This window comes from Novacetimonas sp. GS1 (genome assembly GCF_036686925.1).
In the GTDB taxonomy this organism is placed as follows: Bacteria; Pseudomonadota; Alphaproteobacteria; order Acetobacterales; family Acetobacteraceae; genus Novacetimonas; species Novacetimonas hansenii.
Map to the genome: position 1 here is coordinate 2,569,933 of NZ_VSZP01000001.1, position 17,622 is coordinate 2,587,554.

Annotated in this window: 15 protein-coding genes; 1 reads left to right on the forward strand and 14 read right to left on the reverse strand. The window is 54.2% G+C overall.

Features of this window, described 5'->3' with window-relative positions:
* Window positions 1-42: 42 nt before the first annotated feature.
* The 9 genes from FYB92_RS11295 to FYB92_RS11335 form a co-directional block, all read right to left on the reverse strand.
* Window positions 43-1,710 (reverse strand): carbohydrate porin, encoded by a 1,668-nt coding sequence (locus FYB92_RS11295; protein ID WP_332828667.1) that lies wholly within the window; start codon window positions 1,708-1,710, stop codon window positions 43-45.
* A 387-nt stretch (window positions 1,711-2,097) separates the two neighbouring features.
* Window positions 2,098-2,622 (reverse strand): VOC family protein, encoded by a 525-nt coding sequence (locus tag FYB92_RS11300; protein WP_075623868.1) that lies wholly within the window; start codon window positions 2,620-2,622, stop codon window positions 2,098-2,100.
* 30 nt (window positions 2,623-2,652) lie between these two features.
* On the reverse strand, window positions 2,653-3,327 hold the full coding sequence (locus FYB92_RS11305) for a GntR family transcriptional regulator (protein ID WP_003619250.1): 675 nt from the start codon (window positions 3,325-3,327) through the stop codon (window positions 2,653-2,655).
* Between the two features lie 43 nt (window positions 3,328-3,370).
* A complete protein-coding gene (locus FYB92_RS11310; protein ID WP_332828668.1) occupies window positions 3,371-4,705 on the reverse strand; it encodes an MFS transporter in 1,335 nt (444 codons plus the stop codon).
* A 65-nt stretch (window positions 4,706-4,770) separates the two neighbouring features.
* The gene (locus FYB92_RS11315) at window positions 4,771-5,535 is read right to left on the reverse strand and encodes an SDR family NAD(P)-dependent oxidoreductase (protein WP_192264519.1); all 765 of its coding nucleotides are present in this window, start codon (window positions 5,533-5,535) and stop codon (window positions 4,771-4,773) included.
* A 26-nt stretch (window positions 5,536-5,561) separates the two neighbouring features.
* Window positions 5,562-6,551 carry a cyclase family protein gene (locus FYB92_RS11320; RefSeq protein WP_239015730.1) on the reverse strand — a complete coding sequence of 330 codons (990 nt, stop codon included), beginning with the start codon at window positions 6,549-6,551 and terminating at the stop codon, window positions 5,562-5,564.
* A 39-nt stretch (window positions 6,552-6,590) separates the two neighbouring features.
* Window positions 6,591-7,841, reverse strand: coding sequence for a dihydrolipoamide acetyltransferase family protein (locus tag FYB92_RS11325; protein WP_332828669.1), 1,251 nt, complete (start codon window positions 7,839-7,841; stop codon window positions 6,591-6,593).
* A 24-nt stretch (window positions 7,842-7,865) separates the two neighbouring features.
* Window positions 7,866-8,606: an SDR family NAD(P)-dependent oxidoreductase gene (locus FYB92_RS11330; RefSeq protein ID WP_003619241.1), complete on the reverse strand. Its 741-nt coding sequence runs from the start codon at window positions 8,604-8,606 to the stop codon at window positions 7,866-7,868.
* Window positions 8,607-8,661: 55 nt separating this feature from the next.
* The gene (locus FYB92_RS11335) at window positions 8,662-10,824 is read right to left on the reverse strand and encodes a thiamine pyrophosphate-dependent enzyme (protein ID WP_332828670.1); all 2,163 of its coding nucleotides are present in this window, start codon (window positions 10,822-10,824) and stop codon (window positions 8,662-8,664) included.
* Between the two features lie 465 nt (window positions 10,825-11,289).
* Between FYB92_RS11335 and FYB92_RS11340 the strand changes: the two genes are divergently transcribed.
* Window positions 11,290-11,469 carry a hypothetical protein gene (locus FYB92_RS11340; protein ID WP_075594908.1) on the forward strand — a complete coding sequence of 60 codons (180 nt, stop codon included), beginning with the start codon at window positions 11,290-11,292 and terminating at the stop codon, window positions 11,467-11,469.
* Here FYB92_RS11340 and FYB92_RS11345 read toward each other — a convergent pair.
* Genes FYB92_RS11345 through FYB92_RS11365 form a run of 5 tightly spaced genes read right to left on the reverse strand, consistent with a single transcriptional unit; the run spans window position 11,464 to window position 17,197 of the window.
* Complete coding sequence (locus tag FYB92_RS11345) at window positions 11,464-12,966, reverse strand: aldehyde dehydrogenase (RefSeq protein WP_332828671.1); 1,503 nt, start codon at window positions 12,964-12,966, stop codon at window positions 11,464-11,466. The genes FYB92_RS11340 and FYB92_RS11345 overlap by 6 nt on opposite strands.
* A gap of 18 nt (window positions 12,967-12,984) precedes the next feature.
* The gene (locus FYB92_RS11350; RefSeq protein ID WP_332828672.1) at window positions 12,985-13,809 is read right to left on the reverse strand and encodes an aspartate dehydrogenase; all 825 of its coding nucleotides are present in this window, start codon (window positions 13,807-13,809) and stop codon (window positions 12,985-12,987) included.
* An 8-nt stretch (window positions 13,810-13,817) separates the two neighbouring features.
* Complete coding sequence (locus tag FYB92_RS11355; protein ID WP_332828673.1) at window positions 13,818-15,506, reverse strand: thiamine pyrophosphate-binding protein; 1,689 nt, start codon at window positions 15,504-15,506, stop codon at window positions 13,818-13,820.
* 13 nt (window positions 15,507-15,519) lie between these two features.
* A complete protein-coding gene (locus FYB92_RS11360) occupies window positions 15,520-16,311 on the reverse strand; it encodes an SDR family oxidoreductase (protein ID WP_332828674.1) in 792 nt (263 codons plus the stop codon).
* Window positions 16,312-16,324: 13 nt separating this feature from the next.
* Window positions 16,325-17,197, reverse strand: a complete 873-nt coding sequence (locus FYB92_RS11365) for an IclR family transcriptional regulator (protein ID WP_003619229.1) — start codon at window positions 17,195-17,197, stop codon at window positions 16,325-16,327.
* Window positions 17,198-17,622: the final 425 nt, after the last annotated feature.

Below are 17,622 nucleotides of genomic sequence, written 5' to 3' on the forward strand. Positions count from 1 at the left end.
GCCGTAGCAAGTCATGCCACGGCTTCCTGTAGTCTTGAAAAATCAGAACGCAACGTTGACAGCGGTGCTCAACACAACAGCATCTCTGAAGGTTGTTGTGCCACCAACATGATTTATATACTGGAAATCCGGCTTGATCGACAGGCCATCCATTATATGAAAACCGTAATATGCTTCATAAATGCTCTCATGCCCCTGAATACCATATGGAACACCGAAATTTGCCCCTGGCAGTGACAGCCCATGCCCAGCAGCAGCTTCTTGTGACAGGATTGCGGAACGGCTGAAACTGGCCCATAAGAACGCAATACCCACACTATCCAACGGACGTTTCCATGCCGCGCCGGTATCCATCAGGGCCGCCACAAAGGCATGATTAATCTGCGATGTCTGACCGGATGCATAGGCATAATATCCACCCAGTATCAGACCATTCAGTTCTCCTGGCCCATGGCGAACCAACATCTGGTCTGCAATCACCCACAATGATGTCTGGCCGCTCTCTCTGCGTGCGGGCTGACCGGTTAACACCCATGGATTGCCATTGATATCTTCATACAGATGACTGTAACGGGAATTATCATACATCACGCCAACCTTGTAATGCCCTACAAGATGGTCGCGACCGAACGCAGGAATCCAGCCGATTTCAACCTGTGTCGAAAGTTTTCCCAACCCATCCTGCGCCCAGGACCATCCAGAAATACCACCATTATAGGGATGTGGCGACACGGCGAACAATCCGCCCATGACATATACCTGTTTTGTCGGCATCACCCGCAGGACCGTCCCAATATTCCCCGATGGCCAGCCACGACCACCCGTCAAGAATTTTGTAGGTGCCTCCCCACCACATAACCACACGTTCATATAGTTACAGACCCATGGAGAATTCTGGAAGAAAACGCCGGTTGGTATCCACCCCATGGACAAATCAATCCTGTGATCCAGCCAGGATTTTTCAAAATAAGCCCAGACCATATGTGCAATTACGTTACCACGGCTTCCATATATCTGCTGCACCTGGTTGCTATTGTCACCAAACAGGCGACTCAGATTCCGACCATGCCCATTTACAACAAGCAGATGCAGCCATAGATCCTTTGACCATGATCCGGCATTCAGCAATTTTTCCCAGTCCACGTCGAGTGTAGAACCGACCTGTCCAGCCACACTGTAATCACGCTTTTTACCACCAGCCACATTTCCGGCAAGATCCTCATAAACATCAAATGCAAAATATAGCCCCCGTTTCTGAAGCCAAGGCTGCACCCCGCCCCAATCACCCAGCAAATGGGTAGTACCGAATGGCGGACCAAAAGAAGGTGGGCCATATGGTGCCTGTAAAAATCCCGGTATCGCAAGATAAAACGGCGTTGTAGGCTGCGTTTCGGCATATGGTGTAGGGTTTGATACCTCCTCTGGACCTGTGGCCTTGATTTTTTTTCCTAGTATTTTCTGAATCCAGCGTGGCAGTTTAACATCCTGCGTATCTTGATCTGCCGCTTTTGTTTGCTGTTGCTGAACCGGCAGAATTACCGAATCCTGATCTGTCGCAGCCAGCGCCACAGATTGAAGCAGGAGACAGCAGCCAAAACAGGCGGCGATCCCCAATGGAAGCTTCACGGCATTCCGACTTCGTGAAGTCCATGTTGCTGAGCGAATATGATTTAAAACATAAAGAAAAAATGATTCATGAAGGACGCGCATGCCCTGAACCTCATCCGATGAAGATCATGAACCGGAATCAACCAGCGCTGATAATATCAATACGAATTATTGATCCATGGATACCCATGACAACATCACCATTACCCAGGAACTATTACCTTATGTTCCTTAAGCTAACATCCATGGACATGTTGATTTTATGCATCAGCCTGAGTTCGCTTGGTTCATGAATTATTTTTATTTTTTGGAACACGGACTTAAGGAATATTTTTCCAAAACCTACAGAAAAATATATTACTTACATAGTGCAAAAATACTTCATTCTGCCATTTATAACCCATCCACACATTGCAAGAATTTCGTTGCCCGTCATAACGAACACTGCTCTGTATGGGTTGCGGTCATTCAAATGAATATTACTGTCATTCAGGCTGACGCAGGCTGCCACAACATAGTGGTTGCTGTGCGTTCATACCGCTTGCCTTCTGGAAAACTTACCAATTCCAATTGCATCCCCCATGGGGTCAGGAAATATACCCATGTCTGACCAGCACTTGGCCCCGTGTTGCGGTATGTGGGCTTGCCCAGTAGACGGACACCATGCAACTTCAGATGTGTAAGTGCTGCGTCGAAATCGTCTACATAAAAGGCCAGATGATGCCCACCGACATCACTGTTCAGGGGCGGGATACAATGCTGGGCTGGTGTTTCATACTGGAATACCTCAAAGTTTGGACCATTTCTGCACCGGAAAAACCTTAATTCCCGCATAACCGCATCTGCAGGAACGTTCAGATGCGTGGTCATCCAATCATCAGGCGACTGAAACGGTCCCAGAGAATAGACATATTCACATCCGATGACATTGACGAAAAAACGCGTGGCTTCTTCAATATCCGGCACGGTGAAACCAATATGTTCCACACCGCGCAATCCCGGCAATCCGACCATGACCGCATTCCCTTCGTATGGTAAATGGTGTTACCTCTCCCCTGTCGCGACAACCTTGTTTTTTTCAAACTCAAGGCGTGTCCGACGGATATGCACCTGAAGCAGGCATTCCGCATTGTAACTGTCACGTCGCCGGATTGCATCCATCAGCAACCTGTGTTCAGAATCGACGATCGTGCGCAGGCTGAATCCCACCTCGTTCATATATGTCCGACGATACTGCTGCGTCGTGTTCCAGTATCGCAGGATCATCGCATTCAGTTCAGGAAGTGATGAATGCTCATAGCTTCGTAGATGGAACTCCCGATCCAGGGGAATGAACGCATCAACAGTTTCCGCCTGCTCCATACGATCGACAAGTTCCTCAAGCACGTCCATGGTTGCCGATGGCATGCGTTGCGTACTTTCGCTCAGGGCCAGTGGCTCTATACGCTCGCGTATCTTATAGATCTCCAGACATTGTGCCTGGTTCATATGGGCAACCCATGCCCCCCTGTTCGCCTGAAGGACAAGCAATCCTTCGCTTTGCAGGGCTTTGAGGGCTTCCCTCACGGGAATGCGACTGGCACCGAAATGGGTCGAATAATCTTCCTGCCGGATACGTGTTCCCGGAACAAGCACACCCGACAGGATGTCATGTCGCAATGCATCTGCAATCCGGCGGGCGGTCGGGGCCAATGGCTGCGAAGCGGCATTCTCTGTCATACGTTACTCAGCATGGAAAATTATCCCTGTCACCCTCAGGGCTTCACCGTCCCTTCATCCACCTGCCGGACAAGGGTATTGTAATCCCGCATTCCGGTGGTTCCCCAACGGGTGTAAAGGATTCCACAAGGATGGCAATAGCGACAAAACCCGCCAGCAACATCGCTGATGCGCACGTGAACGCCGCCCCGAACGATCCCGTCAGGTTGACCAGATACCCGGTCAGAATCGTTGCCACGATGCCCGCGCCGTTATTTACAAAATTGGCAATACCAGTCACCGTTCCCCCTACCCCACGTGGTGCGACAAGAGAAGGCAAGCTCCAGATTACTGGCGCGGCGCTCGACAAGCCCCCGAGGGAAAGTGAAATCCAGAATACCGCCCATCCGGGACGATGCGTGAAAATGGCGCCGATCATGGCCATGCCCAGAATGAAACCAAGCAGGAGCATCCCCTTGCGCGTCCATGTATCGTCATAACCGCGACGGCAGAGCGCATCAATAAACCAGCCACCGACCAACAGTTCGCCAAGCGTGGCAATACCCCACGGGATCATGACATACATCGCCGACTGCATCGTGCCGACATGCAGTTCACGAACCAGGTAATTTGGCATCCATGTCAGGAACAGCGTAAAAAAATACCCATATGCCGCAAACCCCAGTATGATACCCCATATTTTACGCTGCAGCAGAAGGTGTGGAATAGTGGCCCAGCCACTTCCTGCGCTTGCATCCCCTTCGACACAGGCACCACCCGCCAGCATATAACGATGTTCATGTGAACTCAGTCGCGGATGCTGTGATGGATCGCGATAACCAAGAAAAAATGTAATCGCGTAACACAGGCTGAAACATGCCGTCATGACGAATGACCAGCGCCAGCCCAGGTAAACGGTCACAAGTGCCACAAGCGGAACCCCAAGCACATTCGCAAACCGTGCGGATGCGTCGAATACCGCCGTAGCTGTTCCACGTTCACTGCGTGGGAACCAGTATCCGGTCGCTTTTGTACCAGCCGGATAAGCAGGAGCTTCCGCCAGTCCCAGCAGCATGCGTGCCGCAAAGAAGCCGGGGAACCCACGCGCCAATGCCATCAGGCCGGATGAAACCGTCCACAGGACAGTACTGACCCGCATTGTCGCACATGCACCATATCGGTCAGCCAGCAGCCCGCTGGGGATCTGGGCAAATGCATAGACCCAGAAGAAACCACTGAAAAGCCAGCCAAGCTGAATACTATCAAGACCATATTCAGCCTGTATCTGCGGTGAAGCCACCGAAAGGGCGATACGATCAATATAGTTGACGAAAACCCCAAGGGCGAGCAGACAGCCGATACGCCATCTGAACCTTGGAAGCGGATGGGATTGCTCCATGATGACTGTCTTTCATTCCCATGGATTCGATACCGATATATTTGGAAACAGCCTGCAGACACAGATCAGAGATATCCATTCGCTGTCCAGCCACCATCCACCGAAAGGACATGACCCGTGATATGCGCGCTGCGCGGTTCACACAGATATAACACCGCGTCTGCAATCTCGCTTGCCTTACCCAGGCGATGCTGTGGTGTACGACGCTCCAGCGCCGCCATATCAAGCCGCCCTGCCGCGGCAAGTTCGCGCGTCAAGGCACTGTCCACATATCCAGGCGCCACGCAGTTGACACGAATGCCAGCGTCCGCCCACTCCAGCGCGAGGCATTTCGTCATCATCGCAATCGCAGCTTTTGTCGTACAATAGGACAGGCGTTGCGGGGCGGCGACAATGGAATAAATCGAGCCGATATTGACAATCGTCCCCTTCCGCGTTGCGCTCATGCGACGCGCGGCCTCACGGCTACAGAAAAATGCTCCATTCAGGTTGATGCCCACGACACGCAGCCAGCTTTCATCCGTCAGGTCCAATGTTGGTCCATTTCCACTGATCCCTGCATTATTGACTAAAATATCAGGCGTTTTCCCTTCATCATCAAATATTTCAAACAGGGCGCGTACCGCATCCGGGTCCGCCACGGACGCAACATAAGGAGTGGCCTGCCCACCGGTTTTACCAATGATCGCACATGTCGCACGTGCGGCATCGCCCGAGACGTCATTGACCAGAATGGCCGCACCTGCATTTGCCAGGGCTATAGCTGTTTCACGGCCGATACCCGACCCTGCACCGGTCACAAGCGCCGTACTACCAGATAGTGGTTTCATGAAAGTTCCTCCGCCGAGCGGTATTTTTATTTTATGACAACCGGATTGACTGGCGCACCCGATCCACCAACCACCTTCAGCGGTGCTGCTGTATACAGGAAAGACCACTGCCCGTCGGCGGCACAATCCTCCGCCAGTGCATCAAGGGCGATGATTTCGGTAAAGGCCACCCCAAGATTACGCATCAATGCGCAATGCAGCGGAAGAGTTACCCCACTTTCGGGATCAACGGTCACTTCATTGGCGATCGTATCCGTTACAAGGTTGGGAATTTCCTTTTCATGAAACCAGCGCACCAGCTCCGGGCTGTAGGTCAGGCCGGGTTCAAGGAAGTCGCGATAGAACTCCTCTTTTGGCGTGCGATAGAATTTGCCAATCCAGCCTGTGCGGATCACCAGAACATCATGGGGCAGGATCTCAACCCCCTGCTGCGCTGCTGCGGCTTCAAGGTCCGTATGTGTAAAGGTCTCGCCACGATCAAGGCATTCCTTGCCCCGGAAACGGGCCATATCAATCAGGATACCGCGCCCAACCACGCCACGTTCGGCAATGGGAAGGACACTGGCCTTGCTCATGCCCCCCACTGTCGTCACGGCGGGGTAGCCATTATAAAGGGTATTATCATACCATACATGCCCCAGCGCATCGTACTGGCTGGATCCCTGCAGATACATCACCACCATGTCGTCGGCCCATTCGCCCCCACCCGACAGGGGTTCGGCCTTACCACACATAAAATGGCCACGATCCATAACGTTGACCCGGTGCGCCGTCGCACGGCCGGGCCAGATCGGGTCCCCTTCGGGGGCGGCGATACGAATGCCAAGCGTAAACACTTTTCCTTGGCGGACTGATGCCACGCCGCGCAGGACTTCTTGCGCGGTCAGGAAATTAAGCGAACCAACCTCATCATTTTCGCCCCACCGCCCCCAGTTTTTTGGAAGCTGCTCCAGCAGACGCCCAAGGTCGGGCATATAACACCGTAATTTGCCGTCAGCCATAATCCTGTCTCCCATGCCCCAATCCACAGGGGCATCATCTGAAGAAAACGTTTATCAGGTCAGCAATCTTATGGGGTGTTCGACGATATTCCTGAACGCGGCCAGCCATTGCGCAGCCAACGCACCATCCACAACGCGGTGATCGACACTAAGGGTGCAGGTCATAAGGGATGCAATTGCAATCTGCCCTTCCCTGACGATTGGCAGGCGACGGATCGCCCCAATCCCCAATATCGCAGCATGGGGTGGGTTGATGATCGGTGTCACGCTATCAATACCAAACATTCCGACATTCGAGATTGTAAAGCTGCCACCGCGCATTTCCTCCACGCTCAGCTTTCCTTCACGCGCACGCATGATAAGTGCGCGGACTTCGCAACTGGTGACGAGCAGCGATTTTCCACCCACGTCACGCAGGACCGGCGTCAGCAATCCATCAGACACAGAAACCGCCACGGCGATATCAACCTGCCGCGGGAAAAGCAGCGCATCTTCGGCATACAGGACATTCATGGATGGCACCGTGGCAAAGGCCACACCACAGGCACGGATCAGCATGTCATTAACCGAAATGCGAAACGCATCGGGGGCGCCGTGGAATGGCGCCACGCGATTGAGTTCTTCGCGCAGGTCCAGTAAGGCATCAACCTGCACATCCACGGAAACATAAAAATGCGGGATCGTCTGCTTTGCGTTCGTCAGACGCGCGGCAATGGTCCGTCGCATGCCCGACATAACAACGCGATCAACATCCGGTTTCGTCTTTTCCTTTACCTGAATGATTTTTTCATTCGACAGCAGGCATTCGATATCGCGACGCAGTATCCTTCCCCCTGGGCCACTTCCCTCAACCCGTCGCAGGTCAAGCTCATGCAGCCGCGCCAGACGGCGCGCAACTGGTGAGGCAAAAACCCGCGTCCTCGTAACGTCCCCACTTATGTCCGGCAGGGATATTCCCCTCTCGCTACACGGGGACACAGCCTGCGTCATGGGGCCTGTATCGGGACATATTGCCGCCGGGGCCTGAACATTCAGATTGCCGGGCGCATCCGGGATGGGTTCGCCAGGATCGACGACCATTCCGATGACCTGATCAACACTGACACCTTCAGTACCATCCGGAACCAAAATACGCCCCAGAATCCCACCTGCCGGTGCCTCGATTTCTATCGTCGCCTTGTCAGCTTCCATCTCCGCAAGGATATCCCCGGCAGAAATCGCATCCCCTTCGGCCCGAAGCCATCGCGACAGCGTTATCGTTCCGGACGATGCGCAAAGGTCGGGCATGCAAATATTGACGGCCATGAAGATCTACCTCACTGACAGGGCTCAGCCGGCCATATAGAGGCCACCATTGACATGGATGACCTCCCCATTCACAAAACTTGCATCATCACCACACAAAAATGCCACGACGGACGCCACCTCACGCGGCTGACCAAAGCGGCCGCACGGTGTCTGGGCCTTTAAGATGTCCCCTTTTTCTCCACGGAGTTCACGCGTCATCGCGGTCTCTATAATCCCCGGAGAAACCGCATTGACGCGGGTACGCCCGCCAAGCTCAATGGCAAGCGAACGCGTCAGGCTAAGAACTGCGCCCTTCGATGCGGAATAATGGGCATGATTCTGGCTACCACGATGGGCCGCAACGGATGTCAGTGTGACAATGGCGCTATTTTCACGCAAAATGGGCATGACCGCCCGACAAAGATAGAAAACACTGTCGAGGTTGATCGCAATAACCCTGCGCCAGTCAGCCCCCTCCATCTGCGACACCGGACAATGGGGATAAATCCCCGCCCCCGGCACCATGAAATCAACTCCGCCGAAATGATCATGCGCCAGACTGGCAATAATCCCGGCATCGTGTTCACACGCGGCATCATACCGCGCGGCAATGATACGTTCACCCTGAGGGTCCATTTGCCGCGCCATGTTGATTACGGCGCTTTCATCAAGATCCGCCAGAAGCAGGCTGGCGCCGCGTGCAAAGAAAAACGCGGCGATTTCACGGCCAATGCCCCCTGCTGCCCCGGTCAGGAGCAGGATACGACCTGTAAATTCCTGCATTGCAGTCTCCATTATTAAACGGGACCAATGCCCAAAGGGGCCCCCACAACCGCCATTAGGCGAGCGCGAGCAGTTCCCCCAGGGCAATACTGATTTCATCCCGTCCGGCACATGCCGCACGTTCCAGAACTTTCGAGATGCTGGGCGAAGCTTCTCCCCCCGTCACCCGCATGACCGGGCTGTCCAGCCAGTCGAACAGACGCCGCTGGATTTCATCTGCCAGCCAGCCGCCATAGGATGTCCCACGTGCGCCCTGTTCCACCAGAAGTACACGGTTTGTCTTACGGATACTTTCCCCTATGGTATCCCAATCAAGGCTGGCCCGATCCAGCCAGCGCAGGTCAATGACATCCACATCCGCATTCAGTTCATCCACGATATCAATTACGGGCTGAACCATCGCCAGATAGGTAATAACAGTGACCTTGTCCCCGGTCCGGCGCAATGCTGCTGAACCGGGCGGGATAATACCATCAAGATCATGCGGCTCCGGCGATATGGTCTGGTAAAGATCAACATGTTCAATAACCAGAACGGGATCATTGATCGCAAGGGCAGCATTCATCAGCCCCACATAATCAGCAGGGCAGGACGGTGCGACAATACGCCACCCCGGAGCCGTCGCGAAAATACCAGCGGGGTCCATGGAATGCTGCGATCCATATCCCGTTCCCATTGCAACCTTGGTACGCAGGACAAGGGGAACATCAATCGCACCACCAAACATATGCCGCGCCTTCCCAACCTGATTAAAGACCTGATCAGCCGCCACCCACATGAAATCGGGATACATGAACTCCACCACCGGCCGGAAACGCCCATCCATGGCAAGGCCGCCTGCAAGGCCCATAAATGCATTTTCGCTGATTGGTGTTCCAAAGACACGATCAGGAAAGCGCGTCGCAAGGTCACGTGTAGCACCGTTCGTGCCACCTTTGAGACGATGGACATCTTCTCCCAGAACAACGATACGGGGGTCACATTCCATACGTCGGTTCATGACATCTGCAACGATATCAACAAATTTTCGTTTCTTACCTTCAGATGAAACATCTTTCGACAGGATGGGCAGATTACCGATCTCACCAAGGTCACTGCGAATCCCGACATCGCGGAATGATGCCGCAGGCCAAAGCTCAGGTCGGATGCTGCGCTGGTTCCCTTCCATAATCGTCAATTCTGATGATATATTCTCCATAATCGCCCGGCATCGTTCACGCAGGTCGGATATGTCCTGCGATGTGATAAGCTGGCGCCGTATCATTTCACGCCCGACATGCTCTATCGGGTCCCGTTCACGCCAGGCGGCTTCTTCATTCTTGTCACGATAGCCAAAGGCACTGCCAGGAAGTTTTCCATTTTGGTGAAAGTAACGATAAACTGTGGCTTCGATGACCGCCGGACCATTGCCCGCCCGACATACCGCCAGGGCTTCGTTCATCGCCATGAAGGTCGCGACAGGATCCATCCCATCGACCTGCCATGAAGGAATTCCAAAGGCCAGCCCCCGTGACGACAATCGCGCTTCGGCCGTTGCCTCATTCACATGGGTGGAGACCGCATAAAGGTTATTTTCAATAAAAAAGATCAACGGCAGTTTCCATGCCGCCGCAAGGTTCATGGTTTCAAGGACGGAACCGATATTGACAGCCCCATCCCCAAAATAGGTCACGGATACATTGTGTGTCCCAGCCAGGCGGTCTGCCCACGCTGCCCCTGCGGCAAGCGGGACACCACCACCGACAATGGCGTTTGTTCCCGTTACCCCGGCCTCGGCCCATCGCAGGTGCATAGACCCACCCCGTCCCAGGCAGAACCCGGTACGCAACCCCATGATTTCAGAAAGGGCACCATGCAGTGTTTCCCGGATTGCCCCATCGAAAGGGGCCGTGCATGTCAGCGGTTGATGTTGCGCGACATATCCCAGCGCCTTTGCCAGAAACTGGTGATGACCACGATGGGAACCATTGACCTGATCCCCCGGCAACAGGGGAAGGATGCTTCCCACGGCACCGCCTTCCTGCCCAATCGAAGAATGGGCAGGCCCATGGACCAGACCACTACCAGCAAGATCGAGAACACTTTCTTCAAACGCCCGTATCAGACTTAACCGAACCAGCATTGTATCCAAAATGGCAGGTTCCATCGCATCCCAGTCTTCCTGAGTAGAGCGAAGCTGCACCCATGATGCCTGGGGTTCCAGAGGAATGGTGCGCATCAGGCCTGTTCCTTATATGACGTCCCCCCCACACGGGCGGGTAAGGTTGCCCGCAACGAGTATCAGTTAATTGGATACATTCGTATAAATATAACTGCTCTTTATGTAAAAAATAGGTGATATTCATTCAAAGTGGATACATTGTGGCGAAACATGTCCACACGTTTCCCATGGAAGGGGCTCCTGACACAATAAGATGCCAGCCGCCCATGGTATCCAACAATGGAAATGCTCAGGATGCGCTATGATGGCGATCTGCACGATCATGACATGGCTGTGGTGCGGCTAAAGACCGTGAAGCCGGATCAACACACCGTCAGAAGGGAAATTGAAAAGCCAACTGAAAACTGAAATTTTCGTCCAGTTTCCGAAATGCCCAGCAACCGCAGTCCAATGCCTGAATTGCTTCGGCAGGCCTCTTGTCATGGACTATATGCACGGATTATCCATGATGGACGCTCGCCCATGGCACGTGCTGTGGATCTGTTGTGCCATTACATCGGGATGGGCGGTTATGTCCTGCCAATTTCAGCGGGCCTGTTCATCAGCCATCTGAAACATTGTGCAGATTCTTCTTTTGGAATTTTTACAAAAAATCAGGATATGCCGTCCTCAAACAACGGGAATGCGCCTGCATTCTCATGACGCGGCCCAAGGATGCGGGATTTCAGACATGCCAATATAATAGGATTTCTGCCGCATGTATGAAAGAAGTCCCTGAAGACCTTTTTCCCTGCCCATGCCGCTTTCCTTCTCTCCGCCAAAAGGCGTGGATATGGAAAACTGCTTATAGGTATTGATCCATACCGTGCCAGTGGTAATACGCCGTCCCACCTGCATGGCCTGCACGTTATCACGTGTCCATATACCGCATGCCAACGCGTAAGGATTATCATTGGCCAATGCAATAACTTCCCCAATATTAGAGAATTTCTGCACCGTCAGCACAGGGCCGAATATTTCCTCCCTACAGGCTTCCGACGTATTTGGCAGTCCAGCAATCACTGTAGGCTGGTAATAGATCCCTGCATCATACATGCTGCCTTCCGGTCGCCGCCCACCCGCAAGGATATCACCACCCGCCTTACGTGCTTTTTCCACCCATCCCTCCACCGTGCGCAGATGTGCGGCATGAACCAGCGGCCCCACCTGAGTCTGTGGGACGAAGGGGTGTCCGACCTTCAGGCCTTTTGCTGCCCTGACAAGACGCTCCAGAAAACTTTCATATATGTCTTCATGGATGAAAAGTCGCGATCCCGCGACACAGGATTGTCCTGATGAAGAGAAGATACCATAAAGAATCCCGGCGATTGCCACATCCTGATCCGCATCGGCGAATACGATGGTGGGCGATTTCCCACCCAGTTCCAGCGATACCGGGATCATGCGTTTTGCGGCATGCAGGGCGATGGCATGCCCGACACGGGTGCCACCGGTAAAGGAAATACGCCTGACCATGGGATGATTGACCAGATATTCGCCAACGATCTCCCCACTTCCGGGCAATACTGAAAACAGACCTTTCGGCAGGCTGGTTGCATCAATGATACGTGCGAATTCCAGCGCAACCAGCGGCGTCCATGTCGCAGTCTTCAGCACCACCGCATTGCCTGCCGCCAGCGCGGGGGCCACTTTCTGCGCATCGCTTGCAATGGGCGAATTCCATGGTGTAATCGCGCAAACAACACCGACCGGCTCATAACAGGACAGTGTCATATAAGGGCCACGGGCTGGCGTTATCGCTTCTTCGCGCGTCTCCACAACGGCGGCATAATAACGGAATGTCGCGGCGGCACTTTGGGCCAGCGCGCGCGTTTCCATCAGGGTCTTGCCTGTATCACGTGTCTGTATCCACGCGATCCTGTCAGCATTGCGTGCAAGTGCCTCCGCAATTTCATACAGATATGATGCACGCTGATGGGGAAGGAGGTTGCGCCAGGCAGGGGCCATCGCCGCCGCCTGCGCCCGTTCGAGTGCGAGCGCCGCATCGGCGGTTCCCGCACCACGCATGACCCGATTGATCCGCATATCCGCTGGAAAATAGGACGTAATTTCCTCGCCAGTACCAACACGGAATTCACCGCCGACATAAATCCTGCCATCGGGCATATCCGTTTCTGGAAAGGGATCTTGTAACGTCATTGCGTTGCTCCGGATTTTTCAGATCACTTCACATGTCACATGGTTTATTACCAGACGCGCCAGGCTGTACCCAGCAGTCTGGGAAGTGCGTGGATTATCAGGGGATGCACGTCCCTCCAAACGGATGGAAACGGTTGTACACCCTGAATCAAAAACAATCTCGTGGATGTTGCCCGTAATACCGGGATCCGCGATCAGCCTGACACGGGTCTTTTCAAAACCAACCCCGGCCAAGGCAATGGCGGCGGCCACATTGGCATTTTTGGGATAATCCAGAGCTGCGGCACGTGCCGTGCCATCAAAAAATACTTCTGGGACAGACAGTGTATCCAGCGACATTTTCTGCTCAGCCAGTGTGCCACGCCATGCCTGTGGTGGCTTGCGGGAATGATAGATCACCTCGCGCAGACCCGACAGACGGGCCGCCACCAGAACATCAAGCGCCCCGATCGCACCTGGCGCGACCAGATAACGTGTGCCGCCAAAAGATGCAGCACGCTGCAGGGATGTACGCACATCATCATCAGCCAATGCCCCGACAGAGGCCAGAACCAGCGGCACGCCCGCCGCCAGAACATCCGCGCCGTACATCATGACCGCTTGCTGTGAGGCACATTCGACCACGATATCGGGACGGGCCGCCATAAACGCATCATATGTTGTCACGACCGCCGGGCAGGTGTCACCCTCCTGCCATGTTCCGATACGGTCGCGAACCCGCTCCGCACTTCCTTGCGGCACCAGGAATGTCAGGGTCGGGAAACGCATTCCCGCTGCGTACAGGGCCTGCATCATCGTGGCGGCCATCGCACCACATCCGATCACCCCCATATTGACCCGCATGCATCCCATCAGGCCACACCACTGCCAGCGGCACCTGCGGGGGGGCCCGTAAAGCTGCGTGCGAACGGACCAATCGCAAGCATGTCGACCTCCAGCAAGACCGGTCCTTCCATTCGCAAGGTCTGTGCAAATGTGCCGGGAAAATCCTGCGCATCATCGACACGGCGATAAGCCATCCCCATACCTTCCGACAGTTTTGCAAAATCAGGCGTATTCGATAATGTATAACAATGCCGTCCACCGTACTGGGAATCCTGGATATTGCGGATCACGCCATATCCCCGGTCATTCATCAGTACAAAGACAATATCAGCCTGCTGCTCAACAGCCGTGGCCAGTTCCCCGATATACAGCATGGCCCCGCCATCCCCCAGCAATGCCACGGTTTTTCTAGAATGTGCGGCGCATGCAGCTCCAATCGCCATTGCGATCCCCTGCCCGATGCCACCGCCAAGCGCATGCACCCCCAGGTTCGGGGCGGCCAAAGTCACATAACGGTTGCCAAACATGGAATTTGCGATCGTGACATCACGCACGAACGGGAGCTTTTCCTCCGATACATGATGACGCAATGTATCCGCAACGACAGCATAAGGCCCCAGCGCCTGCCGCAGGTCTGCCTCGGCGCTACAACGTGCATGCCTGACATCTTCAAGAAATTTTCTGTCTGTATCAAGATTTTGAGGAATACGATCCACAACCCCCTGTAGCACGAGTTGCGCATCGCCATGCACAAACAGATCAACCGCGTAATTCCGTCCCCCCTGGGTTGCATCCGCATCCACCTGTATACGCGCCTGCCCCAATGGCATTGTATTATTACATGTCTCGTTTCCACGCAGGCGTGACCCGACAATCATGACAAGGTCAGAACGTGCATAGATTTCCTGTGCCGATAGAGACATATTGAATGCCCCCAACGTGGCCGGATGGTTTTCTGGCACGATAGCCCGCCCGTTCGTGCTGGTCACGACAGCGCATCCCCGATCCGCCAGCAAGACAGCCTGAGCCATGGCCTTCCTTGCCCCCCCACCCAACCACAGGACGGGCCGTCGCGCGCGGCGCAACATTGTCGCAAAGTGATCAAGCGCCACCGGATCGGGGATGACTGGTGCAACATATGGACGCGGCATATAGAGGGGAACAGCAGCACGTTCACGCTGGACATCAATCGGGATTTCAATGGAGACCGGCCCCATGGGGGCGCTGAGCGCCGCCGCCGCCGCCGCCGCCAGCATCGGCAGAAGGGTTCGGGCTTCCCACACACGGAACACGGATTTGGATACACCACGCAGCATGACGGGCTGGTGCGGCACATCATGAATGGCCGCACGGTCGCGATCCATCAGGGGGCGATCAACCTGCGTCGTGATATGCAGCACCGGTGAACAGGCGGTCAGGGCCTCTACCTGGCTGCCTGCTGCATTCCCTGCGGCCGTGCCGGTACTGGTAATCACCACCCCCAGACATCCGCTGACACGGGCATAGGCATCGGCCATGTTCATTGCACCTGCCTCCCCCCGCGCGGGAACAAAACGGATGCAGCCCTTTTGATATAATGCGTCCAGTATTGGCATGTTATGGATCGAAATAACGCCGAACACGGTCGTAACCCCGATTGTCTCCAACCATTGCGCAACCTGTTCGCCCACGGACATCCCCGTATCGGGAACCTCCCCGGTCATTGCATTCACCATGAAGTGTTTTCCATCATATCTGGCGTGAAAGACCGCCTGAGACCTCAATTCGGGCACCGGTAATATAATGTGCAGCGGAAGAGCCAAGAAATACGATCGCCTGAGCCACATCTTCCGGTTTTCCCAACCGGCCCAGCGGTATAGTCCTGCGCGCTGCGACATCAGCCAGCCATGCGTCATAACCAAGATTGCGGTTGGCCCGCACTTCGAAACGCCGTCGCCATTGACCGGATTCAATCAACCCGACCACAACCGAATTGACCCGGATGGCAGGCGCCAGTTCGCATGCAAGCGATTTCAAAAGATTCTGCACTCCGGCACGTGCCGCCGAAGTGCATACCATATGGGGTTCCGGCTGATATGCCAGCAATGAGTTCACCGCCACAATAGCCCCCGCGCCATCATGGGACAGGGTTTTACGAAATGCCCTGATCGGGTTTATCTGACTGAAGAATTTTAAATCAAGCTCTTCGCGCCACCCTGCATCATCCGTATCCGCGAATGTGGAAACACGCCCTTGGCCCGCATTATTGACCAGCAGATGGCACCCACCACGCCACGCCATCACCGCATCATGCAATGCCTGCACCTGCCCGCTTTCCAGGACATCGCATTGAACAGCCAATACCCGTCCCGCCCCTGCAAGACCTACCAATTCGGCATGGGCATGGGCCAACCGATTGGCGTCACGACCACAGATGGCTACATAAGCGCCATTACGCAGCAGTTCACGCGCCGTCGCCAGCCCGATCCCCGATGATCCTCCCGTCACGACGGCAACGCGGTCATTCAATCCCATGTTCATAGGAATACCCCTGTCATCTTCCGACATGCAGGTCACAATGGCTGCCGACTGGTGGCGCAGCCTCTTCACGATCACCGATACGCACCGACAATGTATGCGCAGCCTTGCAGACCTGTTCGATGATCTGTGTTTCCCTGCGAAGAGACATCTTGAACAAGGAGGTAGGACCAGTCACATTCAGCGCGGCCAGAACCTTGTGACCATGCCCGAAAATGGGTGCGGCGACAGAACTGACCCCATTGCTGTAGATACCATCACTGACAGAATATCCCATCTCGCGCTCCGCCCGAAGGCGTGCCTCAAGGCTTTCCCAGGTGGTTGGTGTCATGTCCGTATATTGCCCAAGCACACATCCCGCATACATTGCCCGCACTGTCTCTGCATCCATAACGGCAAGGATCGCACGACCCAGTGTGGTTGCATGTGCGCTGATACGCGAACCCACCGTAATATTGCTGGCCAGCGGGACATTTGGCACCCGACGGGCAAGGTACATGGCATCCAGACCGTCCAGAACCCCAAGATGCGCTGACAGTCCGGTTTCCTCCGCAAGCCGGGCGATCACCGGCATGCCGATCCGCACAAGGTCCTGCCCATAGGCATGGTCGCCCACCATGCCGACCAGGTCGATACCAATCTGGTAATCCCCACCGCCAGAGACCTTTTCGATAAAACGTTCGGCCTCGAACGTATGCAAAAGCCGCAGCAATGTAGTACGACTTATGTCAAGTTGCGTTGCAACGGCCCTGATGTTCGCAAATGAACCACCCTCTGCAATATATCGCAAAAGCCGGCAGGCGCGTTGTACCGGCGGGGACAGGTAATGACTTTCCCCCTCCGGCCTGACCACGGTGACTTCGTGCATATCCTGCCCATATTCGTCCATTTCGCAGCCACGCCTTTCATGTCCAGACAATCCTGCAGCAGCCCTGCCCGTAACTTACGCACATAAGCACATGCTTTTGTAAGCAAGTCAGCGCATCGTAAATATGTTCATACTTGAACATTTAATCACTATATGAACATTTTATATCCCGGATAAATATCTCGATCAACTTATTTCGGCATCACATCATTGGAATGACAACCAGCGCCATTAAAGACAAAATCCATTTATTTTTCTTTATTTAACAACATAATATTCATTTTTAGGCATATACAAGGCAACGTCCATTCAGACGAATTCCTGCAAATTCTGTCAGATTCCCACACAGACTCCGATCCATATATTTGATTGAATACGAACCTATGGTTATATTATGAATAATTATCGGCGTGTGGCAGGCGGCTTACACAAAGACTGAAAGCCCC